This is a genomic window from Methanobrevibacter sp. (genome assembly GCF_017468685.1).
In the GTDB taxonomy this organism is placed as follows: domain Archaea; phylum Methanobacteriota; class Methanobacteria; order Methanobacteriales; family Methanobacteriaceae; genus Methanocatella.
Genome location: NZ_JAFUHT010000071.1, coordinates 26,905 through 53,648, shown reverse-complemented (window position 1 = coordinate 53,648; position 26,744 = coordinate 26,905). Strand labels below are relative to the sequence as shown.

Below are 26,744 nucleotides of genomic sequence, written 5' to 3'. Positions count from 1 at the left end.
TAACAATGACTTTTCAGGAAACCGTGTAATCACAATATTCGAGTATGGTCTGGAGCATCAAAGTGATGAGGTTGACGGCGGTGATCCGTTTGTATATGTTCCGCCTGAAAACGTAAACGGCAGAACCAATGTAATCAACGGAAGCGGCATTGCACCTCAAAGGCCGGGATTTCCTGGTGGTAATCCTTTGATTCCGGGAAACAATGGCGGTGGCTCAATAAACACCGGGGGCAATAGTCCTGGCGGATTCAATAGTCCGGATGCGGCTGATGGTGACAATGGATATAACGGTTTTCCGGACCTGAGCGGTGACAATGGTGAGAGCCTGTCACGCAAAACAAATCAGGGCAATAATGTTAAAACCGTGAATTCATTCAACAACGAAGGTAGTGCCGATAATTCTTATAATAATCTTGTGGCAACATCAAATTCAACTTCTAGTGATGCTCCAAGTGTTGATGGTGTGACTGTCAGTGGCAGGTCTTCCAGTGCTGGTTCATCTGCCGGTGCTGCCGGAAGCAGCGGTGCATCACAGGATGTAAGCAAGGCTTATGAGATTACCAAGAATATTGTGGAAAACGGTCCTGATGATATTTTGAAGTTCATCGCACTTGCAGTTGTTTGTGAGATATTGCTTGTTGTCGGATACAGGAGAAAGGAAAGTGAAGACATTACAGATTAACTGCCATTGCAGTTGATCTCTTTTTTTATATTTTTCAAAAGCATCGAATAATTGATTATACGATTAATCAAATACTTACTTTTATTATAAACTGTTATTTTTATCAACACTTTGTTTTATTATTTTGTTTGTCATTTTCAGGTTACATGTTTTCAGGGGTGTTGATGTAGATGTCTGTGTGTAAAATTAAAAAAATCATATGATTGGATTTTCATAATGTTTTTTTACTCAAAATATAGATATTTGAAATTATCATAATCTTGCCAAAAATTACCTTATGAAAATTCATAAGGTTACCTGAAATTACTAATTGGAAAATCATTTACTTACCACTTTTTTAAAACAAATCTTCCGAATCAATAAAATTATCGCATATCATTAAAGCTTGATTAATGAATATAATTAAATTTTAGGGCTTTAAAAAGTATTTTTAATAAAATTAATGACCCAGTTTATGATTCTTTGAAAATGGAGGGGTTTTCTTTAAATTTAGTGTTTGCAATAATGTGGTGATGAGTAAATTTATATACTATAAAACATTAAATTTTTAGTAAATAAAAGTAGATAATCGGATTTTCGATTACTTACCACTTTTTTGAGGACAAATTACAAAAATACTGTATGTTCATCACCGGTAATAAAATTTGCTTTTTTGTTTTCAAGACAAGCTCTGATTTTCATAAAACATAAAGATTATAAAAAATTTTCATGTTTCTTATGTTTTTAAAAATCATGGAGATTTTCATGACTAATTTCTTAACGGAAATTATTGTTAATGTAAACACCCGCAGAATCATTGATTTCATTAATGATAACTATTTTTGAAGTGGGACTTTTATTGCAAAACTAATCGCCAAAACCCCTCCTTTAGAAGTTGGAGATGCATTTTTGAAAAAAATGTAGGAACTGCCTACAGAAAAAGATAAGAAGTTTGTAAGATAAATAAGAAATCAAAGAGTTGCCTTATTCTGAATTGTCAATCCTAATTAATTAACTCTGATATAAAACATTGATGAAAAGCAATACTTCATCTGAAGTAAATTTCATAGTTTGAGCAAATCTGCTGTATTCTCTGTCTGTTTTCAACTTCATGTTTTGATTTGTAGTAAACTTCTGTGAAATAGATAATCTTGTGTTTTCTGCTTAATATGAAAATAAATCTGAATTTGGATCTGTTTCCTTCAGGAATTGATTTGCAACGGAATTTTTTAATTTTGAAAACTGGAAATTTGACTTGAGAACCCAATCCTGGGATTTGCAGGTATCTGTCTTGAGTTAATCTGTGGTCTCCTCTTTCTAAATCTAGGAGCAATACTTTTTTCAACCTTTCAAAGTCCTCTTCAAGCGTGGAGCATTTTTTGGCAAGTTTCTTCAATTCCTTATCGAATTTAGGATAAGTTTTAATGGTGTATTCAGTTGTCATATTCTCTAACGGTGTATTCCGGGTCTCTGTAGAAGACATATTCGTAGTCCAACTCTTCATTGTCTTCTGCAATCATCCATGGCATGTCCCCATGAGAGTATGCACTGACTTCTTTTGCAGACATGTCACTTATTTTATCAATGACTTCGTTAATGACGCCGAGCTCTTTAGTGTTTAGCAGGGACAAGTCTGGAACTTCCTGCAGGTAATGTTTGTGAATTGTTGTTCCAAAGTATGGTTTTTTTTCAATTTTAAGTAATCCTTCATCAAGCATTTCATCAATTACTTCATCAATATGGTGTGGATACGGACCTCTTTCATATTTGATGTAGGTTTCATTGGTTATTGCAGTTTCATATTTTTCATAGTAATTGAAATCTGAAAAATATAATAATTTGCAGATTAATGTTTTTCCTACATTGGCCTTATTTTCGCATCGGTTGATGACATATGAAAGAACTGTTTTGAATTTTTCTTTATCGAATTCCATCATGAATCATCTCTAAAATATTATTTGTAATGTAGTGTTTATCTAAATTTCTATTGACAGTTACTCTTTTGTCTGTTATGATTTAAATGTTTATGCTTTTACAAAGTTAAAACAATTTTTATGGGGTGTTGTAAATCAATTCAAGTTCGGCAGGGTTATGTGGAGGGTTTGTAGGTTTCACCAATTATTTTTTGATAGTACTTCACTGATTAAACTGGTTATCATCATCTTTTTGAAAAAATTAATAATTTTCCTCATAAAATCAAAATATTAAATAAATAACTTATCATACAAACTAAATTCTCATATTTTGAGATTTAATGAAAGTATTTCTAATTTTAACAGTAATGTGCAGGATTCATTTAAAATAACTTATTCATATTCAAAATTGGTGATTGGGGCAATAAGTAAATTTATATACTATAAAACATTAAATTTTAGTAACTAAAAGTAACTTTATTTTAAGGAGGTAATTTAGTTGGCATTTAGAGATTATTTCAGATTTAACAAAGACAAAACAACATTTATTTTTATAGGTGGAAAAGGAGGAGTTGGAAAAACTTCAGTATCTTCTGCAACTGCATTGTGGCTAGCAGAACAAGGTAAAAAAACATTGATTGTATCAACTGACCCTGCTCATTCTCTATCTGACTCTTTAGAAGTTCCAATCGGAAGTTATCCACGTGAAATAAAAACCAATTTATTTGCTGTAGAAATTGATCCTGATGTTGCAATGGCTCAAAAGCAAGCTCAATTGGAAGCTGAAAAAGCAGCAAACCCTGATGATAACGGAGGATTATTAGGAATGGATTTCTTATCTGATCAGCTAGACATGGCATCATCTTCTCCGGGAGCTGATGAGGCAGCAGCTTTTGAAATGTTCATGGCTGTAATGAATTCCGAAGAATATGATGTAGTAGTATTTGATACAGCACCAACAGGTCACACTTTAAGATTATTGTCCTTCCCGGAAGTAATGGATTCATGGGTTGGAAAAATGATGATGCTTAAGGCAAAACTGGGAACTGCAACTAATGCTCTTAAAAAAATCATGCCGTTTATGGATGCAGTGGATGATCCACAAACTTCAGAAGACTTGAAAAGAACCAAAGAACAAATCGACAAGGCAAAAGAAGTATTGTCTGATCCGGACAGAACAACTTTCAAGATGGTTGTCATTCCAGAAGAGATGTCAATTTATGAATCAGAAAGGGCTTTGGAAGCACTTGGTAAATATGACATCACTGTTGACAGCGTTATCGTAAACCAGGTAATGCCTGATATCTGTGACTGTGATTTCTGTCACTCAAGACATAAATTACAGCAAAAAAGATTGGCGTTAATCGACCAGAAATTTCCAAACCAACACATTGCTGAAGTGCCATTATTCAAGGATGAAGTCAAAGGTCAGGAAAAACTTTTAAACCTTGCTCATATATTGTATGATGGTGAAGACAACGATGAGGTTGTCCAAGAAGCTATACAATTATAAAAAATTAAAAGTTAAAAAATTAACTTTTAATCATTTTTTTTACCGAAAAACCATCTACAACCAAATAAAATAAAAATCAATATCAAAGTGAATGTTGAATCTATGATTAATATTTTGTCGTAGAAGACTTCACAGATTATGCTTGCAAAATAAAAGATTGAAAATACAATCAGCAATACATTCAGTATTTTGCATATCTTTTCATTTTCATATTTTTGCTGATATTTGAGTAGGATTCCACCTATTAAAACAATCAATATGCAAACTATGAATAATATGTGAATGAACAGCGGAATGTCCAATGTTAATGCACATAAGAAATATGCTAAAACAATTATAACAAAAAATATTATTTCATTTTTTTCCATAATCTTGCTCCTGTCTTTTATTTACTTTTCCAATACTTCGGAGGCATTGAATATAATGAATAGTAATCATCATCGAAATATTTGTAGGTTTCTTTTTTAGTTAATTTTTTAACATTGCCCTTACTTATATATAGCGCATTTTCCCTATCAAGTGAAAAATCTTTTTTGATAGGAACTTCAACATAATCATATCCTCCTTTACCGTTTGGAATATTGTATACCTTTTTTTGCTGGAATAATCCTGGACGAGTGAAAGTTATGGTGTCCATCAGACCATGCCAATCGCTTTTATCTTGTTGGGATCTATAACTGGTTCCAATGTCTTGCATTTTAAGTGCAAATCCTAAAAGGCCATAAGCCAAACCACCGGCTCCTTGTGCAGAAGCGCCTGCTGCACTTAATATATATGGGAGTGTTTTATGTGCCAATAATCCAAGTTCATATCCTGCATTTTTAAAATAAGGATATGTTAAAGGATTTGTTATGAAAAGTCTGAAAGCGGTATCACTCAATTTATTCACGATATTATTTCCAATCTGATTACATGAACAGCAGTCGTTTGTTGTTTTTACAGTTGCACCTTTATAGTAAAATCCATTCTCTTTCATTATAACATTTACAACGCCTGTTGTTTGATTTAGGATAATATTTGTTGTTGAATTTTCCATTTGTATTAAAGCTAAATCCTCATTAAAAATTAAGCTGTAACTGTTAAAATTCTGGAAAATATTTTCCAAAGAATTGGTACTATTTTCAATGAATAATTCTTCTACAGGGGATAATGCTATATTTTCTAGTTCAGGCAGTCCTAAAGAGTTAACTAATTTAAACAATTTAATTTTGTTGCTGTCCTTTCCATTAACTTTCATGCCCATGTCCGCATTTAATATGTGTATGTAGGTATTGTCAAGATTGATTCCTCCCAATATAGTGGTAGTTCTATCTCTGTCCCAAGTTACATCATATTCTTTTGAATAAGCATTAGCAATCTCATCAGCCATCCATGCTGTACCCAAACTTGCCAAATACATTCCATAAACATTCATTATACCAATTCTTGATAAATATCCGGAATTTACTTTTAACCATTTATCAACTGTTTCCTGTTTTACTTTTTTATTGATTATTGCAAATGATTGAAGTACTTCAAAGCCTCTTAAAGGTTGATATAGTTCACTATTTCCATAACTTATATATTCTCTTTTTTCAAGCTCTTCAACACCATTGACTATAAGTTTGGTGTTGATGTCCTCTTTTGATATGGAAGGCATAATCTGATTTTTGGAGGCACTGTATTCAACGGTCTTTCCTGTATTTGTGAATTTGATTTTATCTGCATTGTTCATTGTTAATTGATCGTAGTTGTTATAGTTAATTTCATAAGTGTTCTTATCATATAATTTTCCCAAATTTGTTCTAAGGCCCGTTTCATCAAAATAATTCGTATAAAACATTATTCTTGCTTTTATCATGTCATTTTGTATATATGTGAAGATTTCAATATCGTCCTGGTATTTATTCATCAGCAAGCCAAACATGTCCGAATCCAATTGTGTTGTACTTCTGAATTCAATTTGGGTGTAATCTGATATTTTTGAAATTAAAATCCCGTCTCCTTTCAGATTGTCTTTATTATAATCACTTTTGATAGCGCTTCCATCAAAAGGTACTAAATATGTTTTATAGCCAAGAACATTTGAATCAATATTTGGCAGCGGAGTTTTTGAGAACAAATAATGTTTTGTTTCACTGATGTGTATTGCAAAAACATCATTTTTAGGAAGTTTTATTATGCCGTCAGTTCCTTTTTTTACTGTATAAGCGGAATTGTGAAATGCATAGGGTACTGTAACATTGACATAATCCGGAATCATTGAGATATGACTGAAGGAGCCATGTTTTTCCCCTTCATTTACAGTAAGTCTATTGGTATTTTGAAGCCCTTCATATTCAGTAGTAATGGAGTATTTTCCTTGAGGTAAATCTATTATCTGTGTTGCAATACCGTTTGAATCACTTTTTGGTGTGTAAGTTTTACCATTCACTTTTAAAATGACAATTTTATTGGGTGAAGCTTTTCCATTGCTGTTTAATACCTTAACAGTAAATTTACTCCCATCTCCTTCTTTCATTGTCAAATCACTAGTTTGAAGAATTGAATAAATCAATATGGTATTTGACGCTGTTTCTGAAGTTTTTGAATTTATTGAACTAATACTGTACATTCCAGGTTTTAAATCTATGTCTAGCTTTGCAACACCTTTTTTATTTGTTTTTACGGTGTATTGTTTACCGTTCAATTTGAATTTAACTGCACTATTTTTTAATAGCTTCCCTTTTTTATCATAAAAAGTTGAGTAGTATGCAGCCTTATTTTTATAGTATTTAACTAAATTTCCACTTTTTATGGTACTTTTGACTGTAATCGTATTTTTAACAAATGTGGCATAATATTTGTTTGATCCAGAAAAGCTAGTCACTATGCTATACTTTCCATTATTTAAATTTAGGGTCAGTGAAGCTTTACCTTTTGAATCGGTTGTTTTTGTATAGGTTTTTCCATTAATTCCAAAAGTAACTTTAATTTTTTTAACTGCTTTTTTTGAAGAATCCTTTACTGTGACTGTAAACTTACTTCCATCTTTATAGTGTATCTTCATATCAGAAGCTTTGATGCTGATTTTGGATTTGGCTGATTTAATAGTACCTGCGACATTTTTACTTTTTCCAACTTTCGCATTATTTGTGAGACTTTTCTCAAGTATTTCTGTATTGTTGATATGCAGTTCTAATTTTTCATTATTCTTATCACTTGCCTTTAAAGTATTGTGATTATTAACACTTATCTGACAAATGTCATCATCTGGTTGTTCAATTGTTTTTTCTAATGTTTCATTATTGTTATCGGTCGCTGATACGACACCAATAAGTAAAAATAGTAATATAATGAAACATATGGTGTTTATTTTAATGTTCATGATATCTACCTATTCATCATTTTTTGTCTAAACGACGATTAAAGTATGATATCTAGAACATATAAACTTTAATTTTAAAATTAAATAGTAAATGACTTTTAAAATGAATTTTTGACATCAATTTTACGGATATATGACAATTATACACATATAAGTAAATTCACTATTGGCAATGTCATTTAATGTGGCTTCAACAATTTTCTCATCAGGGTAACTTAAGCGTTCACAAACCACAACTTTTCTGTTAGCTTCAACACCATTATCCAGTAAAAACTGTGCCATGTCCTTCACTTTTCTTGAAGGAAGTGCAATTGTTATTTTTCCATTGTTGATAACTGGTAAAATCTCTTCAATATTTTCTCTACCATGAAATGTCATTACATTTGCATTGTCCCATTGAATATGACATTTGGCGGCAGCAAGCTGCAGAGAACTTATTCCTGGTATCACTTCAATATTTTCTTTAGGGAAATTCTTCTCATCGGATAATCTTAAGACAGTATTTAAAACACCTGAAAAACCAGGATCTCCTGTTGATAGTACTGAAACAGTTTTTCCACCAACAGCTAATTCAACACCTTCTTCTAATTTGTCAAGCAAATCCTTAACATTGAATGCAATTTTATTTTGAACACTATCAAATAATTCAATGGCTCTTATGCTTCCAACAGTATAATCGCTCATCTCAACTGTATCGATGGCTTTTTTAGTCAGATACTCACTGGAACCAGGACCAATTCCCACAATATAAATTTTACCTGTCATTTCAATCATCAATTTCCAATGTTTTTCTGAAAGTCTCTTTTAACTCATTTCTTGTTTCTTCTGTGTAACTGTCCTCGGCGCTTAATGTGAACATTGCAAGCTCATAAACAATCCTGTTCATTGAACGCCCATATTCAGTTAAATAATACTCGGTTGTCACTGGAGTAGTGTTTAAGACTTTCTTTTCAATAAGACCATTTTCCTCAAGGTCTTTAAGACAGCTTGACAGTACTTTATTGCTTAGTTTAGGCTTGTCTTCTTTAAATTCCTTGAAGTGCTTTTTGCCGAAAAACATGTCTCGAATTATTTGAATGCTCCATTTCTTGTTGATTAAACTTAAGGTCCGGTCAACTGGACAAATTATCTTTTCAGTGTTCATACTGTTTAATATATCAAATTTATTTTAAATAGGTTACTTTTTTCTTACCTGGTTTCCTTAAAGTTACGAAAATCATTTAAATACTGTAATTTAAATTATTATTAACAAATTCAAGGAGGGATTGAAATTAACACTGCTGAACAATTAGATTACTTAATCAACTACCTGCTGGATGAAAGAAATGAGAAAATTAATGTCCCAACTGATTATCAATCAAAAAGAGCATTGCTCAGATCATTGATGAATGTAAGATTGCCTAATGAGATATCTAATGAATTTTTAAAAGTTCAGGATGAATTCTTAACTGCTGAAACATTAACTAAAAATTTGACTTCACCATCTGACATCGATGAAGTGAAAGGAAAAATCATGCTTTGGCAGGGAGATATTACGACTTTAAAAGTAGATGCAATTGTCAATGCGGCCAATTCCAAATTATTGGGCTGTTTTATACCACAACACAACTGCATTGATAATGTAATCCACTCAGCGGCTGGTTTGCAGTTAAGGGATGAATGCAATACCATAATGAAAATCCAGAATGTCGATGAGGAAGTTGGAAAGGCAAAAATCACTGGAGCATATAATCTGCCTTCAAAATATGTGATTCACACAGTAGGGCCTCAAATCCCTCAGGGATTCAAACCTTCAGATAGAGACATTGATGCACTTGCAAGCTGTTATAAATCATGTCTGGATATAGCAACTTATAATGAATTGGATTCCATTGCATTCTGCTGCATTTCAACAGGAGTATTTAACTTTCCACAGGATTTGGCGGCTGAAATTGCAATAAGAACAGTTGAAGAATATTTAAGTTCAACAGAAACCACATTGAAACATGTGATTTTTAATGTATTTACAGATAAGGATTATTTAATATATAAAAAATTATTGTTCGGAGAGTAAAAATGGAAAAATTTGTACAAAGATTAGATCAGGCAAAAAAAGCAATAGATGATGCTGACTATGTTATCATTGGAGCAGGAGCAGGATTGTCAACAGCTGCGGGCGTTGAATACACTGGTCAGCGTTTCAGGGACAATTTCCAGGATTTCATTGAAAAATATGGAGTTCAGGATATGTATTCGGCGACATTCTATCCATATGCTACTCAGGAAGAAAAATGGGCTCATTGGATACGTCATGTTAATCTAAACAGATATTCTGTAGGAAAAACAAAAATATATCAGCAATTGCTGGAACTTGTAAAGGACAAGGAATACTTTGTTCTTACAACAAATGTGGAGCATCAGTTCTGGATTAACGGTTTTGAGGATGAAAGAATATTTGCAACCCAAGGGGATTACGGACTGATGCAATGTGAAAAGGCATGCCACAAGAAACTGTATTCAAACGAAGAACTTGTCCATGAGGCATTGGATAAGATTGAAGACTGTAAAATCCCATCAGAACTTGTTCCAGTATGTCCTGTCTGCGGAGGCAATATGGAGATAAATGTGAGAAAGGATGCTTATTTTGTTGAAGATGGAAAATGGCATCAGATGAGTGAAAACTACTCCAAATTCTTACGAAAAGTCGATGGTAAGGTTGTATTTTTGGAAATTGGTGTTGGATTCAACACTCCTACAATTATAAGATATCCATTTGAACAGATGACTTACAATACTCCTGAAGCAACACTAATCAGATTAAATTTAGACTATCCTCAGGCAATATCAGAAAATAAGGATAAAACAATCAGCTTTGATGAGGATGTTGGTGAAATTTTAGATTATTGGCTTTCAAGAATCTAAACTTTCTATTTCTTTTTTTAAGAATTTATAAATCGATTCAGCACCAACCAATTCACCGGGATCGTCCCATTTGGAAGGATATAAAATAAATGGTTTTGTTTGATTTCCGCCAAGTCCACCATGGCTTCCAATCAACTCTTCAAATGCACAGACTTCATCATTCACGCTATCATAAAAACTGTTAACCATAATATCGGGCATGTTTTTGAAGCTATTTTGCCTTTTCAGGTGTCTGTGAGCATTCACACCAAAGTCCTTGAGGGGATTTTCACCAACTATCTTATCACTGTCAAGGTAATAAATTCCTCTCTTGCCGATAACCATTCCTCCATTAGCTATTGAATTGACAAGAATGAATCCAATTCCAGAATGGTTGACAAGTCCTGGAATTAATTCGGGGAACAACATTACTATTTCCTCATAATTTAGGCGTTGGCTCCATTGTGTCAAATAAATCAGACCAAGATTTCCAGAACCCAAGACAATCAGTTCGGAATCCTTTGCCTTTTCAGTACTTAATTGTCTGGTTTCATGAGAAGTAATGTATTCTAAGCTGTTGGAGTATTTTTCACGAAGATTTATGAACTGTTCGTTTTCAAAAATAATCTTAGGTTTGTGTTCTCCAATTTCTTTTCGGATGTTTTGAACGCGTCCTTCTTCTTTGTCAAATAAGTCGTCACGGATGTTTTCAACATGTTCCTTAATGTTTTGCAATTGTCTGTTTTCAGGAATTACTGCATCTCTAAAGTGATCAATATTGTACTCATTTTTAAAAAACTTCAAATCCTCAGGAAGAAGACGTCTGACATAATTTCCAAGTGTCAAACCATATCTCTGTTTAAAAGTGGCTCCCTTGCTTTGTCCATGGTCTGATAATACTATTAATTCATAATCTCTGTCGCCCATTTCAATTGCTGATGTTAATCTGGAAAACTGCAGGTCGATCTGTTTTAGAACACCCCAAACATCATCATCCTCAACACCAGAATGGTGTGCTATTTCATCATATCCCATGAATGTTGCATAGGCGGTATCGATTTCTCCTCTGAATATTTCACTGGTTAAAATTTCAGTGGTTGCTTCTCTTAAAACAACATTAGCGCCTGCTCTGATTGCAGCATAAACAATTGTTCTTCTAAGTCGTGGTTTAATATTTTTTATATCATGCATTAACTGTGATTTTAACTCCATTAGAATGTCCCATAGGAACAATACAAATATTCTTTGGAAATTATATGAGTCTAAAAACACAGAATGCAGTGTTTTATTATATATTCTTGTGATTGATTCTAGTTTTGATGAGGTTAAGGCAGATATTTTACTATCTCCTGAAAACATGTTTGCAATGCTCATTCCATTTACAAGTAGACCTTCGCCATTGCTAATTCTTTTTTCAATTTCCGGAGCATGGCTTAATTTTCCTGAAACCATGATTTTATTATCATTTTCCTTTTCAACCCATCTGTAAGCCACGATGTCTTCATTGTTTCCATGTAAGATTCCTGCTTGACTTGATCCAGTCTGTGATGATAAATCGGTTTCCCATTCTTTTAATGTGTGTGTTTTCTCATTTAACCATTTTTTAAGTGTTGGCATATAATCATTGTCAATTGCCTTTTTCAGGGTATTAATTGATAACCCATCTATTTCAAGCATTATGACTCCAGAGTATCTTTTATTATATGGTGATTTTTGTTTAAGGGCATATTTTAAAATGCTTTTAATGTATGAATCATAATAGTTTGTGTTTGTTATGTTGGTTATGAATGTTGTAGCTATTGCCATGACAATTGGCACCTGCCAAAAACCATAAAAGCCGACATGAACACCAGGAATAAAATATGTTGCAATATAAAAGATAACTGAGTTAATGACAAGTGCTCCAATCCCAAATGTCAAAATGATGAATTTCATCAAAAAACGCCTGAAAATCGGCCAAAGTACAGAATTTGCAACTGCAACTGCAATAACAATAACCAATGCATTATACAATGGACCAACAGTAAAATCATTGCTGATGTAATCCACTCCAACAACAGCTGCAATATTGGCTAATATCAGAAGAACTGTTGTTATCAGTGTTTTCAGTGAGGAAATTACAGCGTTTTTAAAACTCATTCTATCTCAATTTTCCGTTTATTCTTATTTTTCAAAGTAATAATTGTTATTTCAGGCTTGCAATTAATCCTAATTCTAAATGAATTGGTGCCCAATCCTTTGCTTGTGTATTGAATCATGTCTTTAACCTTGTATAGTCCAACCGGATATTTGGTTGAGTTAGGTCCTCTGAAGGGGGTTGTTTCAAATTTAGGAATGATGAACTGGCCTCCATGTGAATGGCCGGAAATCTGCAAATCAATTCTGCCGGTTTGTGAAGATTCCTGTGCAAAGTCCGGTTCATGGGCAAGCAATATTGTGGATATGCCATTCTTTAATTTAGCTAAAACTTTATCTAAATTATCTGCACAAACAGTGCAGGAATCAACACCTGCAAGATTCAATTCATCATCATTCTTTTTTAATACATAAACATCATTGCTCAAATCAACAATATTTGCTTCTTTAAATATTTCTCTGATTTTTTCAGAACCCATCCAATGGTCATGATTTCCTAAAACACCAAACTTACCATCAGGAGACTTTAATTTTTTCAAGGATTTTGATAATGCAGCATCATAACCGTCAATAACGTATGATACATAGTCTCCGGTCAGTGTGACAATATCATAATTCAAGGTGTTTACATAATCAATCAAATCATCCAGATACTCGGGATTTATCCATTGTCCCAAATGGATATCAGTTAGGTTTAAAATCCTATAATTATGAAAATTCCAACCTAAATTGTCCAGTTCAATATCTATTTCCACCAAATCAATGTTTTTAGGACTGAATTTCTTGTCCGGAAGGGAATATGTCATTGCATCCTGAATGCCCTGGCGGATTTTCATGGCCTGTGGACGGTCAATATCTTCATCTTTCATTGTATACTATTTAAATTATGAAACTATTTATCTTTAATGTGAAAGAATACTCCGACCTCTGCAGGTAGGAGATGAATTTCACAAAAAATGAATCATATTAAATACTGATATATATTTTTTAAAGTTTAGTTTTCAAATGCTCTCTCGCGGTTATTTGTTATATTAAATAGTATTATACTATGTATTATAAAAAAAGTTTTTAGTAATGAGGGAGTATTTTATGGTTTATCGGTCTTGTAGGCATCGTGTTTATCCTAATCAAAAACAAGAAAACTTGTTTAAACAATATTTGGGACATTCACGATTCATTAACAATAACATAATTGGTGAAATAGAGTACAACAGACGTATAGCCAATCTATTCAATTATCGTGCACCATATGTCAACACCAATTATGTGGAATCCATATTTAAGTATTTAAGAGAATGGTATCCTTTTATTAATGATTTGGATATTAATACTATGCAGGCATGCTATGAACCAGTACTTCAAGCTTATGATAACTTTTTTAAACGAGGATTCGGACATCCTAAGTTCAAAAAAAAGTACCAATCCTCACAATCAGTAAAAATCAACAACATAAACAATAGAATACGTGTCCGAAAAGGTAAATTATACTGGAAGCCATTGGGATGGATTAATCTCAAAGGATACAGATCAGAAATAACTGGAAAAATCAAACACATACGAATACAATTAAAAAACAGCCAATGGTTTATTATAGTCGTGTATGATACTGTGCTGCTGGAAGCTTTTCCTAAAACCGGTAAAGAAGTCGGAATAGATTTAGGTGTTAAAACATTAGCCACACTTTCAGATTGTAAAGCAAAAGCCAAGCTAAAACTAAATGAAATAGAAGCTAAAATCAAAAAAACACAAAAAGAACTCAAAAGAAAAGAACATGGCAGCGAAAACTACAAAAAAACACTAAAAACCCTACACAAACACACAAACAAAAAGAACAATATTAAAAGAGAATATTATCATAAAATAAGCAAAGACATAGTCAAAGAATATGATGTAATCAAAATGGAAAACTTAAACCTAAAGAAATGATACTTGACCACGATTACAGCAGAGGATTACACAGGGCAAGTCTAGGGATGCTAAAAAACATGATAAAATACAAATGCGAATTATACGGTAAAAAATTCGTTGAAGTGCCTAGATATTATGCATCCTCACAATATTGTCATGTCTGCGGCTTTAAAAACACAGAATTAACCATAGAAGAACGAGAATGGCAATGTCCAAACTGCGGAACAATACTGGACCGGGACTTGAACGCATCCATAAACATTTTAAACTACGGAAAATAAAATAATAATAAACAATATGAACTCTGAGACCCAGAGGGATAGCTCGGTAATCCTAAGACTCACAAGAGACTTACGGCCCGAGAATCCCCTCCCTATTAGGGAGAGGAGGTTCAAAATTTTATTGACAAATAATAAGATGTTATTAAAGATTAAGTGATTATTATGCTTCAAATTGCAGTTTGTGGAAAACCAAATGTTGGAAAATCATCTTTTTTCAATTCAGCAACTGCATCCGGTGTGGAAATGGCAAATTATCCATTCACAACAATTGATGCAAACAAAGCAGTTGCTCATGTTATTAAAGATTGTCCATGTCAGGAACTTGGTGTGACATGTAATCCTCACAATTCAATATGTGTAGATGGAAAAAGATTGCTTCCAATTGAAATGATAGATGTTGCAGGACTTGTTCCTGGGGCACATGAAGGAAAAGGATTAGGTAATAAATTTTTAGACGATTTAATGCAGGCTAAAGTATTCATTAATGTTATCGATGCTTCAGGATCAACAGACCTTGAAGGAAATCCTGTTGACCCTGGAAGCCATGACCCGTTGGATGATTTGGACTTTTTGGAAAATGAAATCGTAATGTGGATGTATGGAATATTATCTAAAAATTGGGTCAGGCTCATAAGAAAAGTCGGTGCTGAACACTTGGACATTTCAAAAGTATTGTATGATCAATTGTCCGGTACTGGAATAGCTATCGAAGATATAATTGAAGCTAAAAGAACAATTGAACCTGATTACAATAAATGGGAAGAGCAAGACTTAATAGATTTGACCCGTAACTTATTGCATATTGCAAAACCGATGATGATTATTGCAAACAAGGCCGACTTGCCGACTTCTGCTGAAAACATTAAAAGAATCAAGGAAAAATATCCGAATGTAATACCAACATCAGCAGGTTCAGAATTGGCACTTGTAAAGGCAGCTGAAAGTGGACTCATTAGTTATTTGTCAGGTGAAAATCATTTTGAAATATTAAAACCTGAAGAGCTGTCTGAGGCACAACGCAAAGGTCTTGAATATATTCAAACAAATATTCTGGATGTTTATGGAAGCACTGGTGTCCAGGATGCATTGAATTATGCTGTTTTTGAATTGCTTGACCGTATTGTTGTATATCCTGTTCAGGATGAAAACAAATACACTGACCAAAAAGGCAATGTATTACCTGATGGATTCTTGGTTCCAAAAGGTGCTACACCTAAGGAATTGGCTTACATTGTCCACACAGACATTGGGGATAAGTTCATGCATGCAGTTGATGCAAGAAAGAAAATGCGTGTGGCCAGTGACTATGAACTTCAGGATGGAGACATTATAAGTATTATAACAAGAGGTTAAATCCTCTATTTTTTTAATTTTAAGGATTTTTTATGCCAAAATTGACTCGGAATCTAAAACCAGAAGAATTCAAAAATTACTACTTTTTAAAGGAGGACTTAAAGGATTTCTTAAGATCAGAAGGTCTGAAGGTTAGTGGCTCCAAATCTGATTTGGAAAATAGAATAATTCATTATTTGGAAACGGGTGAAGAGTTAAAGGATGATGGTGTTAAAAAAATACAAAATGATTCAGTATCGCAAATAACGCTGGATTCGAGGCTGGGTGAAAACTTCAAATGTAGTGAAGACAAAAGGATGTTTTTTGAGCGTGAAATAGGCAGGGGATTCAAGTTCAAGGTAAAATTTCAAAAATGGTTGAAAGCCAATCCTGAAAAAACATATGCTGATGCAATTGAAGCTTATTTTGAAATTATAAATTCAGATGAAAAAACTGAAATTGGTAGTCAATTTCAGTACAATCAGTATATAAGAGATTTCTTTGAAAATAATGATGATAAGTCATTGAATGATGCAATTAAATGTTGGAAATACAAAAGGTCCATTAAAGGTCATAATACATATGAAGAAAGTGATTTAGAGGTATTACGATGAAAAAAGTTAAGATTACTGTCATGAGAAAGGTCAGACACGATGATTTAATCCAGGAGTATGAAAATCCTCTTGAACATGAATGTGATGTGGAAGAGGGTCAGGTTTTCATTGCCAACGGCTGGGCTAAACCCGATAACTTCTGTGACAGTGCATGGGAAAGTTTATCTCCATTCGTATTGGGATTGGCCAATGGTGCCAGTGATTTTTATGACGGATGGATGAAGAATAAAAAATCTGCAATGATATCATGTAATGACGGTTTTCGACCTGTCAGTTTTCTTTTAGAAACAATGGATGAAGATGCTGATTAGTTATGGTTAAAATAATTGATTTTTTTAAAAATGAAACAGTTTTTTCCATTTCTTTAATTTTAGCTGTTATCTCTTGTTTTTTTGCAAAACCAAGCATCGATTACATCAATTGGGATACAATTATTTTGCTTTTGGTAATAATGATTGTTGTGGAGATTTTAAAGAATTTAGCTATTTTTGAGGTTCTTGTTCGCAAATTATTAACTAAAATTGCCAGTGCTCGAGGACTTGTTTTTGTATTGGTTTTCACTTGTTTTTTTAGCTCGATATTCATTACCAATGATGTTTCTCTAATCATTTTTGTTCCATTTTCAATATTGGCCTTAAAAAAGGTCAATAGATTGGATTTAGCTATAATTACAGTATCTTTACAGACTATTGCTGCTAATGTCGGATGTATGGTGCTTCCAATTGGTGCTCCTCACAATATTGTAATGTATACCGTATCTCATATTCCGTTTGAATCATTTTTCATGATTCTATTTCCATATATTTTAGTATCATTAGTATTTCTAATCGTAATATTGTTATTTGTTCCAAATGAGAAAATTATTTTGCCTAAATTCAATAAAATAGAATTTAAAACGGAAAATTTCATTAAAAGGGTTTTAATGGGTGTTGATTACTTCTTGCTTTTGACATTCATTGCTCTTTTTATACTGATTGGAAATCTTGAAAACATTCCATTTTTCAATGCACTTTTTAGCAAATGGATTTTGGGAAATGAGGTGTTGTGGGGAGTTTTGTCATCACAAGTAATATCTAATGTTCCGGCCGCAATGCTTTTAAGTGGATTCAGCAGTAATTATGAAGCAATAATTGTTGGAATCAATATTGGCGGTTTTGGTACACTTATTGCTTCCATGGCCAATCTGATATCATATAAAATTTTTGCGCGTGAATTTAGAGATTTAAAAATCAGATATTTGGCAATATTTTCCGTATTGAATATTATTCTGCTAATTGTTCTTTTAATTGCTAATATTTTGATTAATTAGAAAATATTTTATATTTATTTGTTCAAATTTACTTGTATGAATGATTCATTGCAGATGTATGATGATTTTTCCAATGTTGTTTCAAATGAGGAAAGTATTTCAACAGAATCTGTTTTAGACATTTTAAGGCAGTATTCCGGAACAGTTTCGGTATTTGATTTGATGGCTGTTAATGCTGAGATGATTGAAGAAAGCAAATATGTTCAGGAAAACTATAAGCATAAAAGCCATGAAGTCTATGTCAAGTACTTCTTGGGACGTTTAAAGGATGTTCACAGTAATCATAACACTTATGACCATGATATTGACAAGGAAGAGTTCATAGATGCGATTGCAACTTTGAAATCATACCATATCAATGAATCTGTAACTTCTAAAACCAAATTCCCTTTGATTTATGGGATAATTTCCATTTACACTACTTTTATTTTGCATGAGCCTATTCATCCAGTGGGTACTCCGTTTCCAGGGTCACTTTATGTTGAAGAACATGACGGGAAATTTTTCTGTCCGGTTAAGGATGCAAATCTTGAATCTCCAAATGCAGTCTGCAAGATGTGCATTGCCGAACAATTGGATTTTTAGCATTGAATACATATCTCACTTTTAAATAATTCAAACTTTTTATATTCATTAATTATAATGCAAATTACTTTAAAATATATTCTATTTTTAATCAAATATTTCATTTTAATCAATCGTTTTTTCAATTATTAGCTAAATTAATATTCTATGAAAATCAGATAGTTAATGGGAGATATTAAGATGGCTAATAAAAATGTTGAATTGATGAGGGGAGAGCCTGAAATAGCCGTTCGAAAGCTTGCAATTCCAATAATGATATCAATGCTTCTAACAGCATCCTATAATATTGTTGATGGAATATGGGTTGCAGGATTGGGTCAGGCAGCTATTGCAGGAATAGGTTTTGTAACACCGATATTCATGATTTTAAATGGTGTAAGTGTAGGGCTTGGAAATGGTGCAACAAGCAGTATTGCACGTGCCGTTGGAGCAAAAAACCATGAAAATGCCAGCAAGTCAGCAGCACACTCTCTTTTGATATTTTTAATAGCATCAATAATATTAACTGTACTTTTACTCATAATTCAGGAGCCTTTGCTTAGGACATATGGTGCAAGCGGTCAGTCATTGACTGAAGGAATCAAATATGGTACTCCATTGTTTTTAGGTTTGTTTGCCTTTATTTTTGCTAACGGAGGAAGTGGTGTTCTTCGTGGCGAAGGTGATATGAAAAGAGCTATGTATGCAATGATTGTTTCAGTTGTGCTCAACTTTATATTGGATCCGTTGTTTATTTATATTTTGAATTTAGGTTCTGCTGGAGCTTCCCTTGCAACAATTGTAAGTTCTGTTGGATCAGCAGTAGTTATAATGTACTGGATTTTAATTAAAAGAGACACTTATGTTGAGGTGTCATTTAAAAACTTTAAATTTGAATCAGATATTGCTAAAGACATTTTAAAAGTTGGTATTCCCTCTTCACTGGATATGCTCATGATGTCAATTGCAATGAGTTTGTATTTGATATTTATTTCATCAATTGGTGGTGAATATGGTATTGCTGCATTCACTTCAGGTCAAAGGTTATATCTCTTTGGTATTATGCCTTTATCAGCTATCGGTAGTGCCGTTGCGGCAGTAAGTGGAAGTGCATTCGGTGCTAAAAACTGGGATTATCTTAAAAGGACACATACTTACGGAACTAAATTTGCATCTGCAATTGCATTGGCTATAATGCTTATTTTGGTAATATTTGCACCGCAATTGTCATTGATATTTGCATACACTCCACAAACTGCTCCACTGATTCCTGAGATTACTAGTTTCTTGAGAATTGCTTCATTCGGTTTATTGCTGGTTGGTATCGGAATGCCGTCAAACTTTTTCTATCAGGGAATCGGACGTGGAACAACAAGTCTTTGCTGGACAATTATAAGAGAAGTAATATTTACTGTAAGCTGCACTTATCTGTTTGGTATTATTTTAAATTGGGGTTTAATAGGTATTTGGGCGGGTTTGGCTGTTGGTCGTATATTGGCATCTATATTGAACTTCACATATGCCAGATACACAATTAGAAAATTGAAAAATACTTTAAATTAAAAAACAAGTTCAGGTTTGTTTTTAGTTTGATAAGAATACTATGTACTGTTTTCAATTAGAAATTCACGAGCTAGTGTGGGGATTAACTCTTCACTTTCCCCATTTTCTAAAATGTTTTCTTCAGCCTTTGTGTATAATGCAATCATTCTTTTGTGATCCTCAATTGTATTTGACAATGACATTTTTCCGTAATAGCTGCTTGTAAACAATGTGATTGCAGACATGGTTCCAACAACTATTTTTAAGATTGTACGAATCACATTGGCATCGATGCTTTGGGACGATGTGCTGTAGATAAATATTTCAAATAACAATGTGACAATATAGGCGATTATTGTTATGACTATCACAATTTTTGTAGTTCTTTCATCTCTTATTTTCCTGTTTTGAGCTTTTAGGAGTGCACCTTCATGTTATTCTTTGGTTTTTAATCCAGCAGTCTAAAATAGGCTCCTTTTTTGAATTCACTATAAGTAATGTTAAAAGTATTTCTTCAATCCATGGAAGGGTCTTTTTAATAAACCATGGTAAAAGTTCGCTGACCTGTCTTTTAATGCCAGTAGTTGATAGGAAAAATTGCAAACGAAGTGTCTCGGCCAGTACTCTATATTCGATATATTTTCTGTGACAATCAAGTCTATCTGCAATTTTTTGAGTAAAAAATAAAAAAATAATCATTATGATGCAGGCAAGAATCAATCCATGAAGTTCTGCTTCATCATAAAGAAGAAATGCCATTGTGATTATGGTTCCGATAACTGACAGTAGCAGCAGGATTTTATTGTGCTTTTGTGCATTTTTAATGCTTAAAACATCTGCTGCACCTAGAGATCATCTATCTCGGCAAATTCCGAACTGATAATTCCGGAGCTTATGTGAGTAAATGAACTGTTGCAGTTCTTTTTGTCTTCATAAAAAATTTCTTTTTTATCCATTCTTATCTTAAATTATTCTTTGCCTAATTTGTCTAGAGTAGCTCCACTTATTCTAAATCCTAACCATTCGTCCATAGCTTCAGCACCAAGGGATAAATAAAAGTCTATACTCGGTTTGTTCCAGTCAAGGCAGGACCATTCCAATCTGCCACAGTTTCTTTCAACTGCAATCGAAGCTAATTTTTTAATTAGGCCTTTTCCATAGCCTTTGCCACGGTATTCAGGCTTAACATATAAATCTTCCAGATGGATACCTGCCTTTCCAAGAAATGTTGAATAGTTATGGAAAAAGAGTGCAAATCCAACTTCATTTTCATCTTCAAGGGCAAATATGACTTCAGCTATTTTTTTATCAAAAATCCACTCCTTCAGCAGCTCTTCAGTTGCGACAACTTCATCAAGCATTTTTTCATATACTGCTAATTGCCTGATGAAATCCAAAATCAATGTTAAGTCATTTTCTGTTGCATACCTAAAATTCATGTTAATCATTTGTCTAAAATATCAGCAACTTTATTTGCAATAAATACGCAACAGTCAACACAGGGAGACTTGTCTTCTCCATTTTTACTGATTATATCACAGCGGACAGTTCCGTATTCCTCTTTAAATGCATTAAAAATCTCTTTTGCATTGGCTTTAATTTCACTTGGATCGTTATTTAACAGTCCGTTAGCTATCAATGCACCGGTAACAGCTCCACAGGTTCCCTCATCAAATGTTCCACCCATTCCACCTGCAAATCCGCAAGCCAACTTGCACATGTCTGACTGTGAAATGGGATATTCTGCAGTTTCACAAAGTCCCATCAATGTTGATTCGGAGCAACTTTTGAATATTCTGTAGTCACGAATTTTTTCTTCAAGTATTTCTTTGTCAAGTTTCATGATGCAATCTCCTTAAATAATTATATTAACTAATAATTTTAAATATTTATTCATTAAAAATTGTGAGTTGATAAAAATTATACATCCAAGACCAAGTCCGATTGCTGCGACTCTTTACACTTTAAGAGACATGAACGTTGATGTAATCATTATGCATGGCCCTACAGGGTGCTGTTTTAGAACAGCCAGACTTTTGGAGGGTGATGGAGTTCGTGTTGTAACTACAGGAATGTCTGAAAACGATTTTATATTAGGTGCCGGTGAAAAGCTGGTTGAAACTTTGACTGAAGCTTATGAGGAATTTGAACCTGAACTGATGGGAATTGCAGGTACCTGTGCCAGCATGATTATTGGAGAGGATTTAAAGGATGCTATTGAAACTGCAGGTCTTCCATGCACAGTTATACCGGTAGAATCCCATGGAGGCTCTGGTGAAGGAGACAACACAGTTGGGGCTATAATGGCATTGGATGCTGCAGTTGAAGCAGGTGTGATACCTCTCGAAGAATCAGAAAGGCAAATTGAAATGCTTGAAAAGGCAACAGAAGTTGAAAAGACAAGAGGTATGGCTCAGGGAAAATACATCAAGCCGAACTTTGGAGACTCCAAAGAGGCAGTTGCAAAGACTGTTGTGAATGCTTTAAAAGAAAACAAAAAAGTGGCTTTTGTGTTAAATGTTAAAAAGGAAACATCTTATTTATTTGCAGACATTGTCAATTTCGATTATTCAAAAATCAACCCTGACAATAGACCTATTTTTGTGGCCAACTTGGATGAAAACATTGGTCTTCCAAGAATCAGACAGCATGCAGTAAACATTAAAGAGCAACTGGACATCGAACCTGATTACATTACTGGAGGGCTTGATGAATATCCGATAACAGGTAATGTTGCAGCAGAATACCTAAAAGATAAGGATTTGGACTTGATAGTAGTATTCGGGGTTCCTCATGCATTTCCGATTGAAGAGTTTGATGTAGAATCCGTTGCAGTAACTGATGGGCCACGTCTTGTGGAACCACTTAAAAACTTAGGATATGTCCATGTTGTAGCGGAACTTGACGCACACTCAAAAACATTGGGAACAGAGAAAATTGTATTTTCAGATTTCGGGGGTATGATTAGAGCAGCTATTGGGTGGTTAAACGAATGATAACAATAATTGATTATAAAAGCGGCAACTTAAAAAGCATATCAAACGGATTTAAAAAAATAGGTGTTGAATATCAGATAACTGATGACAAGCAAATACTTGCAGACAGCGATTATCTGGTATTGCCTGGAGTTGGGGCATTCGGAAGTGCAATGGAAAACCTTGAACCATTTAAAGATGTAATTTATGAGCATGTAAGTGACGATAAGCCATTTTTGGGAATCTGTCTTGGCCAGCAGGTGCTTATGAGTTCAAGTGAGGAAACCCCTGGCGTTAAAGGGCTTGACTTGTTCAAGGGACATGCTGAAAAATTGCCGGAAGGTGTTAAAATTCCACATATGGGCTGGAATAAATTGAAAGTCACAAATAATTCACCAATACTTGAAGGAATCGATGGTGAATATTTTTATTTTGTTCATTCTTATCATGTAATTCCTGATGATGAATCAATCATCGCAGGAACTTGTGAATATGGAAACCGTGTTGTTGCAAGCTTAAACCAGAACAATCTGTTTTCAACACAGTTCCATCCAGAAAAAAGCGGTAAAGCAGGATTGAAAATCCTAAAAAATTTCACTAACTTGGAGATATAAACTATGGATATAGAAGGATTTGTAAGAGCAAGAATTGATGATTACTCATATGATGATTTAGCAGAAATTCTCGCAGTGCGCATAAGAGAATACAAAAAGATATCTGAAGACAATTCAGTAGAAATGGCAAAGGCAGTAATTGATGAAGTCTCAACAACCCTAAAACTGCAGGATTCAGATGACGAATTTTTAAAGGAAATCGCCAGCGTAAACAAGGCTAATGTGCTGATGGGCGAGATGGGAGTAGGATCCCGTGGAGCAGGTGACTTTTTTGTTCACAGAAAAATCGCAGAAATTGTTGCATCCACAGACACAGCATCACTTGTAAATCCATCAGAACAGGACGATGGTGGAGTGGTAAAGGCACCGGTTAAAAATGATGAGGTATACATTACAACAGCTGTCGATGGGATACATTCTCGTTTAAGTGAATATCCATTTTTAGGTGGTTTTCACGTAACTCGTGCAACACTTAGGGATGTATGTGTGATGGGAGCAGATCCTGTAGCAATTTTAAGTGATGTCCACTTGGCTGATGATGGGGATGTTGCAAAAATATTCGATTTCACTGCGGGTGTGGCAGCGGTATCTGAGCTTGTTGATGTTCCGATTGTTGCTGGAAGCACATTGCGTGTCGGTGGAGACATGGTTTTAGGTGACAGATTCGTTTCCGCTGTTGGAAGTGTGGGAGTTTCACCATATCCTCCAACTGCTAGAAAAGGAGCTACAGAAGGTGATGTAATCCTTTTGACTGAAGGTTCAGGAGGAGGAACAATTACAACCACTGCTTTGTACAACGGTTTTTTTGATGTTGTATGGGATACAATGAACGTTAACTTTGTACAGGCATCACATGCATTATTTGAAGCTGACCTGGTCAAGGACATTCACGCAATGACTGACGTGACTAATGGAGGATTAAGGGGAGATGCTCATGAAATATCCAACACAACAGGTGTGGGATTGGAATTCTATGAGGAAAACATCCGAAAAATGGTTGCTCCAAATGTTTTAAACATGCTTGAAACATTAAACATCGACCCATTAGGTGTATCAACAGATTCATTAATGTTAATAGTTCCTCCTGAAATTGCTGAAGATGTTAAAAATGCTGTCGGCAAATATAATGTTGCAATATCTGAAATTGGTGAAGTAAACACTTCAGCCGAACCGATTTTAATTAAAGAGGACGGTTCTAATGAGAAGTTGGTGCCTTTATTTAGAGAAGCAGCATATACCAAAATTAAAAAATTGGTTGGTGAAACAACTCCTGAAGACTTTGAATTAATGAAAGAAAAAGTTCAAAAGGCTTCAGATTTGGCGATTGCTAAAAAAGATAAAGTAATCGATTATATTAATAATAAATGATTTATTTTTAAATTATTTTTTTTATTGTTTGAAGAATAATAATATAGATTAAAACAGTTTAATCTATATTACAATTTTCCGCACTCAATAGTAACTTTACGGTTTCTATTAATTAAACCAGGTCTGAATTGGGATCTTCTTATACCTTTTCGCTCTTGTTCTTCTAACATTTTTAGTGCATGTCTTTCAAAGGGTATCATTTTTATCACCTGTGATATATAATCTAGTATATCAATTTTCAATATAAATATTTTTTTATTATTCAGTTTTAATAGCTAAATATTCTCCATTTTGGTTAACAAAAAGTTTATCTTTGTTTTTATGGATAAAATAGCTGATACAAGCATGATGAATTGATAAAATTAAATCTTGTAGTTCTTTATCATCTTCAAGATATTTAATTTTTAATCCGATTTCTTTACATTTTTTAGCAGATAAATTCTGTGAATGATTTTTTGTTGTTGAACCACTTATTAAATCGTATTTAATTTTATCAATTTTTTTCTGATTTCCATCTTTAAACATAGAATACCTCAAAGATTTTTCAAGTATATATTCTGACCATTTTATGGCGTTTTCACATTCTATCAACATATTTTCTGGATATTTGTCTAATAATATTGTCCAAAATGGAATTGTTTCAGGTTGTTCGGTAATTTCTTTTTTTGCTAATTCAAATTCTTTTATAATATTTTGAGCTGAAAATATTCCTATTTGTGGATCTACTGGTCCTAAACTAGAATGTTTTCCCATTATTATTTCTTTACATGAACATGCTATCATTGTTCCTCCAGACATTGATATTTGAGGTACAATTGCTCTAATGTTGTCTCCGAATACTGCATGTAAATAATCAATAATAGATTCGGTTGCATCAATAGATCCTCCAGGAGTATGTAATATTAAATCAAGTCCAATTGTTTTGTCTAAATCTTTAATCATAGTCATAAATCCGTTTTTATCAAAATCATCAATGTAAATTTCTTCATTTTCTTTTGTCAGAAAACTTGAGCTATATACTATTACATTTCTTCCGGTTTTTTCATGATATTCTTTTAAATATTTAATTATTGTATTTTTTGGATTATTTTCGTTTTCAATTTCTTTAAATGATGGCATATTTATCATCTCTCTGGTATTTTTAGAATTATTTGATTTCATTGAAATTACTTCTTAAATTCTTTGATTTTAATAATTCTAATAGTAAAAAAAATTTTTGTCATAGTATTTATATACAAATTTTTGAAGTGCGACTTTGCACAAAATCACACTTGTGCACTTTGAAATTTTTTTAATATTAAAAGCTACTATCTTATTTTATGTTAGATAATAAAGGATCATTTTACATTATGGATGCGATATTGGCTGTTGTTTTACTTCTAATTGTATTTTTGGTTGTAAACACTGCAATTACGATGCCGGCTCATGACTATTCATATGAGTCTAAAGATATTAAGGATGCTCAGGATATCATGGAACTGTTGAGTGGTAAGATTGATTTCAATGACAACACATTCCTTGGAGTTATATCTGATATTTTAAAGAATGGCAAAAATTCAAAGGAATCCGTTAGCAGAGTTTCTGAAATTTCAAAAGACAAATTAAATTCATATAATCTTAAAAATTATATGCTGACGGAAAACAATATCCTTAAAGGGAAAGTATTGGCTTCAAAAGGAGATTATAAAAAGGCAACAAATGTTGATGTTGCAACAAGAACATATGGCGATTATTCATATACATTATCACTATGGTAAACATTAAATAGAATAAAAATTATATAATTAT

At 33.3% G+C, this 26,744-nt stretch carries 27 protein-coding genes and 2 pseudogenes; 15 read left to right on the top strand and 14 right to left on the bottom strand.

Annotated features, from left to right (window positions below; genetic code table 11):
* Positions 1–682: pseudogene (locus tag IJ258_RS09095) on the top strand (hypothetical protein); the annotation flags it as partial.
* A gap of 1,027 nt (positions 683–1,709) precedes the next feature.
* Here IJ258_RS09095 and IJ258_RS09090 read toward each other — a convergent pair.
* Positions 1,710–2,105, bottom strand: coding sequence for a hypothetical protein (locus IJ258_RS09090; protein ID WP_292806106.1), 396 nt, complete (start codon positions 2,103–2,105; stop codon positions 1,710–1,712).
* The gene (locus tag IJ258_RS09085) at positions 2,095–2,598 is read right to left on the bottom strand and encodes a Panacea domain-containing protein (protein ID WP_292806102.1); all 504 of its coding nucleotides are present in this window, start codon (positions 2,596–2,598) and stop codon (positions 2,095–2,097) included. Before IJ258_RS09085 ends, IJ258_RS09090 begins: the two co-directional genes overlap by 11 nt.
* A gap of 475 nt (positions 2,599–3,073) precedes the next feature.
* On the opposite strand from IJ258_RS09085, the gene IJ258_RS09080 reads away from it, so the two are divergent.
* Positions 3,074–4,087, top strand: a complete 1,014-nt coding sequence (locus IJ258_RS09080) for an ArsA family ATPase (RefSeq protein WP_292806099.1) — start codon at positions 3,074–3,076, stop codon at positions 4,085–4,087.
* A 26-nt stretch (positions 4,088–4,113) separates the two neighbouring features.
* On the opposite strand, the gene IJ258_RS09075 is transcribed toward IJ258_RS09080, so the two are convergent.
* From IJ258_RS09075 to IJ258_RS09060, 4 genes are all read right to left on the bottom strand, one after another.
* Positions 4,114–4,455, bottom strand: a complete 342-nt coding sequence (locus tag IJ258_RS09075; RefSeq protein WP_292806096.1) for a hypothetical protein — start codon at positions 4,453–4,455, stop codon at positions 4,114–4,116.
* Positions 4,456–4,472: 17 nt separating this feature from the next.
* Positions 4,473–7,433 carry a collagen binding domain-containing protein gene (locus tag IJ258_RS09070; protein WP_292806093.1) on the bottom strand — a complete coding sequence of 987 codons (2,961 nt, stop codon included), beginning with the start codon at positions 7,431–7,433 and terminating at the stop codon, positions 4,473–4,475.
* A 123-nt stretch (positions 7,434–7,556) separates the two neighbouring features.
* On the bottom strand, positions 7,557–8,198 hold the full coding sequence (locus IJ258_RS09065) for a cobalt-precorrin-7 (C(5))-methyltransferase (protein WP_292806090.1): 642 nt from the start codon (positions 8,196–8,198) through the stop codon (positions 7,557–7,559).
* Between the two features lies 1 nt (position 8,199).
* A complete protein-coding gene (locus tag IJ258_RS09060) occupies positions 8,200–8,577 on the bottom strand; it encodes a helix-turn-helix domain-containing protein (RefSeq protein WP_292806087.1) in 378 nt (125 codons plus the stop codon).
* Between the two features lie 108 nt (positions 8,578–8,685).
* On the opposite strand from IJ258_RS09060, the gene IJ258_RS09055 reads away from it, so the two are divergent.
* Both IJ258_RS09055 and IJ258_RS09050 read left to right on the top strand, forming a co-directional pair.
* On the top strand, positions 8,686–9,486 hold the full coding sequence (locus IJ258_RS09055; protein WP_366514578.1) for a protein-ADP-ribose hydrolase: 801 nt from the start codon (positions 8,686–8,688) through the stop codon (positions 9,484–9,486).
* A gap of 2 nt (positions 9,487–9,488) precedes the next feature.
* Complete coding sequence (locus IJ258_RS09050; protein WP_292806084.1) at positions 9,489–10,334, top strand: hypothetical protein; 846 nt, start codon at positions 9,489–9,491, stop codon at positions 10,332–10,334.
* Here IJ258_RS09050 and IJ258_RS09045 read toward each other — a convergent pair.
* Positions 10,323–12,452, bottom strand: a complete 2,130-nt coding sequence (locus IJ258_RS09045; protein WP_292806081.1) for a phage holin family protein — start codon at positions 12,450–12,452, stop codon at positions 10,323–10,325. The genes IJ258_RS09050 and IJ258_RS09045 overlap by 12 nt on opposite strands.
* A complete protein-coding gene (locus tag IJ258_RS09040; RefSeq protein WP_292806078.1) occupies positions 12,449–13,318 on the bottom strand; it encodes a metallophosphoesterase in 870 nt (289 codons plus the stop codon). Before IJ258_RS09040 ends, IJ258_RS09045 begins: the two co-directional genes overlap by 4 nt.
* Before the next feature lie 232 nt (positions 13,319–13,550).
* On the opposite strand from IJ258_RS09040, the pseudogene IJ258_RS09035 reads away from it, so the two are divergent.
* The 7 genes and pseudogenes from IJ258_RS09035 to IJ258_RS09000 form a co-directional block, all read left to right on the top strand.
* Positions 13,551–14,638, top strand: a pseudogene (locus IJ258_RS09035) (RNA-guided endonuclease InsQ/TnpB family protein); the annotation flags it as partial.
* A 162-nt stretch (positions 14,639–14,800) separates the two neighbouring features.
* Entirely contained in the window at positions 14,801–15,991 is a 1,191-nt protein-coding gene (locus tag IJ258_RS09025; RefSeq protein ID WP_292806069.1) for a redox-regulated ATPase YchF, read from the top strand.
* Positions 15,992–16,023: 32 nt separating this feature from the next.
* Positions 16,024–16,584, top strand: coding sequence for a DUF6434 domain-containing protein (locus IJ258_RS09020; RefSeq protein ID WP_292806066.1), 561 nt, complete (start codon positions 16,024–16,026; stop codon positions 16,582–16,584).
* Positions 16,581–16,895, top strand: coding sequence for a TIGR04076 family protein (locus IJ258_RS09015; protein ID WP_292806063.1), 315 nt, complete (start codon positions 16,581–16,583; stop codon positions 16,893–16,895). The genes IJ258_RS09020 and IJ258_RS09015 overlap by 4 nt, the downstream gene beginning before the upstream one ends.
* 2 nt (positions 16,896–16,897) lie before the next feature.
* Positions 16,898–17,893, top strand: coding sequence for an SLC13 family permease (locus IJ258_RS09010; protein WP_292806060.1), 996 nt, complete (start codon positions 16,898–16,900; stop codon positions 17,891–17,893).
* A 36-nt stretch (positions 17,894–17,929) separates the two neighbouring features.
* Complete coding sequence (locus IJ258_RS09005) at positions 17,930–18,478, top strand: DUF2115 domain-containing protein (protein WP_292806057.1); 549 nt, start codon at positions 17,930–17,932, stop codon at positions 18,476–18,478.
* A 180-nt stretch (positions 18,479–18,658) separates the two neighbouring features.
* A complete protein-coding gene (locus IJ258_RS09000; protein ID WP_292806054.1) occupies positions 18,659–20,020 on the top strand; it encodes an MATE family efflux transporter in 1,362 nt (453 codons plus the stop codon).
* A 38-nt stretch (positions 20,021–20,058) separates the two neighbouring features.
* Here IJ258_RS09000 and IJ258_RS08995 read toward each other — a convergent pair whose 3' ends face one another.
* The 4 genes from IJ258_RS08995 to IJ258_RS08980 form a co-directional block, all read right to left on the bottom strand.
* On the bottom strand, positions 20,059–20,334 hold the full coding sequence (locus tag IJ258_RS08995) for a hypothetical protein (protein ID WP_292806051.1): 276 nt from the start codon (positions 20,332–20,334) through the stop codon (positions 20,059–20,061).
* A 94-nt stretch (positions 20,335–20,428) separates the two neighbouring features.
* Positions 20,429–20,758, bottom strand: coding sequence for a hypothetical protein (locus IJ258_RS08990; RefSeq protein WP_292806048.1), 330 nt, complete (start codon positions 20,756–20,758; stop codon positions 20,429–20,431).
* A gap of 209 nt (positions 20,759–20,967) precedes the next feature.
* Positions 20,968–21,438: a GNAT family N-acetyltransferase gene (locus tag IJ258_RS08985; protein WP_292806045.1), complete on the bottom strand. Its 471-nt coding sequence runs from the start codon at positions 21,436–21,438 to the stop codon at positions 20,968–20,970.
* 5 nt (positions 21,439–21,443) lie between these two features.
* Positions 21,444–21,842, bottom strand: coding sequence for a C-GCAxxG-C-C family protein (locus IJ258_RS08980; protein WP_292806042.1), 399 nt, complete (start codon positions 21,840–21,842; stop codon positions 21,444–21,446).
* Between the two features lie 79 nt (positions 21,843–21,921).
* Here IJ258_RS08980 and cfbD point away from each other — a divergent pair, with 79 nt between their 5' ends.
* Genes cfbD through IJ258_RS08965 form a run of 3 tightly spaced genes read left to right on the top strand, consistent with a single transcriptional unit; the run spans position 21,922 to position 24,956 of the window.
* Complete coding sequence (gene cfbD / locus IJ258_RS08975; RefSeq protein ID WP_292806112.1) at positions 21,922–22,995, top strand: Ni-sirohydrochlorin a,c-diamide reductive cyclase catalytic subunit; 1,074 nt, start codon at positions 21,922–21,924, stop codon at positions 22,993–22,995.
* Positions 22,992–23,588 (top strand): imidazole glycerol phosphate synthase subunit HisH, encoded by a 597-nt coding sequence (gene hisH, locus IJ258_RS08970; protein ID WP_292806039.1) that lies wholly within the window; start codon positions 22,992–22,994, stop codon positions 23,586–23,588. Before cfbD ends, hisH begins: the two co-directional genes overlap by 4 nt.
* A gap of 3 nt (positions 23,589–23,591) precedes the next feature.
* Positions 23,592–24,956: an AIR synthase-related protein gene (locus IJ258_RS08965; protein ID WP_292806036.1), complete on the top strand. Its 1,365-nt coding sequence runs from the start codon at positions 23,592–23,594 to the stop codon at positions 24,954–24,956.
* 68 nt (positions 24,957–25,024) lie between these two features.
* Here the strand turns inward: IJ258_RS08965 and IJ258_RS08960 are convergent, their stop codons facing one another.
* Positions 25,025–25,156, bottom strand: coding sequence for a hypothetical protein (locus IJ258_RS08960; RefSeq protein ID WP_292806034.1), 132 nt, complete (start codon positions 25,154–25,156; stop codon positions 25,025–25,027).
* Between the two features lie 58 nt (positions 25,157–25,214).
* On the bottom strand, positions 25,215–26,117 hold the full coding sequence (locus IJ258_RS08955; RefSeq protein WP_292806031.1) for a S49 family peptidase: 903 nt from the start codon (positions 26,115–26,117) through the stop codon (positions 25,215–25,217).
* A 158-nt stretch (positions 26,118–26,275) separates the two neighbouring features.
* On the opposite strand from IJ258_RS08955, the gene IJ258_RS08950 reads away from it, so the two are divergent.
* Entirely contained in the window at positions 26,276–26,713 is a 438-nt protein-coding gene (locus IJ258_RS08950; RefSeq protein ID WP_292806029.1) for a hypothetical protein, read from the top strand.
* Positions 26,714–26,744: the final 31 nt, after the last annotated feature.

Bases quoted from the DNA above. Each gene is read 5' to 3' on its own strand.
- IJ258_RS09065 (WP_292806090.1), bottom strand. From the start codon at position 8,198: ATGACAGGTAAAATTTATATTGTGGGAATTGGTCCTGGTTCCAGTGAG.
- IJ258_RS09010 (WP_292806060.1), top strand. From the start codon at position 16,898: ATGGTTAAAATAATTGATTTTTTTAAAAATGAAACAGTTTTTTCCATT.
- hisH (WP_292806039.1), top strand. From the start codon at position 22,992: ATGATAACAATAATTGATTATAAAAGCGGCAACTTAAAAAGCATATCA.
- IJ258_RS08985 (WP_292806045.1), bottom strand. From the start codon at position 21,438: ATGAATTTTAGGTATGCAACAGAAAATGACTTAACATTGATTTTGGAT.
- IJ258_RS09075 (WP_292806096.1), bottom strand. From the start codon at position 4,455: ATGGAAAAAAATGAAATAATATTTTTTGTTATAATTGTTTTAGCATAT.
- IJ258_RS09085 (WP_292806102.1), bottom strand. From the start codon at position 2,598: ATGATGGAATTCGATAAAGAAAAATTCAAAACAGTTCTTTCATATGTC.
- IJ258_RS09090 (WP_292806106.1), bottom strand. From the start codon at position 2,105: ATGACAACTGAATACACCATTAAAACTTATCCTAAATTCGATAAGGAA.
- IJ258_RS09000 (WP_292806054.1), top strand. From the start codon at position 18,659: ATGGCTAATAAAAATGTTGAATTGATGAGGGGAGAGCCTGAAATAGCC.
- IJ258_RS09020 (WP_292806066.1), top strand. From the start codon at position 16,024: ATGCCAAAATTGACTCGGAATCTAAAACCAGAAGAATTCAAAAATTAC.
- IJ258_RS08960 (WP_292806034.1), bottom strand. From the start codon at position 25,156: ATGATACCCTTTGAAAGACATGCACTAAAAATGTTAGAAGAACAAGAG.
- IJ258_RS09070 (WP_292806093.1), bottom strand. From the start codon at position 7,433: ATGAACATTAAAATAAACACCATATGTTTCATTATATTACTATTTTTA.
- IJ258_RS09005 (WP_292806057.1), top strand. From the start codon at position 17,930: ATGAATGATTCATTGCAGATGTATGATGATTTTTCCAATGTTGTTTCA.
- IJ258_RS08990 (WP_292806048.1), bottom strand. From the start codon at position 20,758: ATGGCATTTCTTCTTTATGATGAAGCAGAACTTCATGGATTGATTCTT.
- IJ258_RS09060 (WP_292806087.1), bottom strand. From the start codon at position 8,577: ATGAACACTGAAAAGATAATTTGTCCAGTTGACCGGACCTTAAGTTTA.
- IJ258_RS09015 (WP_292806063.1), top strand. From the start codon at position 16,581: ATGAAAAAAGTTAAGATTACTGTCATGAGAAAGGTCAGACACGATGAT.
- IJ258_RS08965 (WP_292806036.1), top strand. From the start codon at position 23,592: ATGGATATAGAAGGATTTGTAAGAGCAAGAATTGATGATTACTCATAT.
- IJ258_RS09040 (WP_292806078.1), bottom strand. From the start codon at position 13,318: ATGAAAGATGAAGATATTGACCGTCCACAGGCCATGAAAATCCGCCAG.
- IJ258_RS09045 (WP_292806081.1), bottom strand. From the start codon at position 12,452: ATGAGTTTTAAAAACGCTGTAATTTCCTCACTGAAAACACTGATAACA.
- IJ258_RS08980 (WP_292806042.1), bottom strand. From the start codon at position 21,842: ATGAAACTTGACAAAGAAATACTTGAAGAAAAAATTCGTGACTACAGA.
- IJ258_RS09050 (WP_292806084.1), top strand. From the start codon at position 9,489: ATGGAAAAATTTGTACAAAGATTAGATCAGGCAAAAAAAGCAATAGAT.
- IJ258_RS08950 (WP_292806029.1), top strand. From the start codon at position 26,276: ATGTTAGATAATAAAGGATCATTTTACATTATGGATGCGATATTGGCT.
- IJ258_RS09025 (WP_292806069.1), top strand. From the start codon at position 14,801: ATGCTTCAAATTGCAGTTTGTGGAAAACCAAATGTTGGAAAATCATCT.
- IJ258_RS08955 (WP_292806031.1), bottom strand. From the start codon at position 26,117: ATGAAATCAAATAATTCTAAAAATACCAGAGAGATGATAAATATGCCA.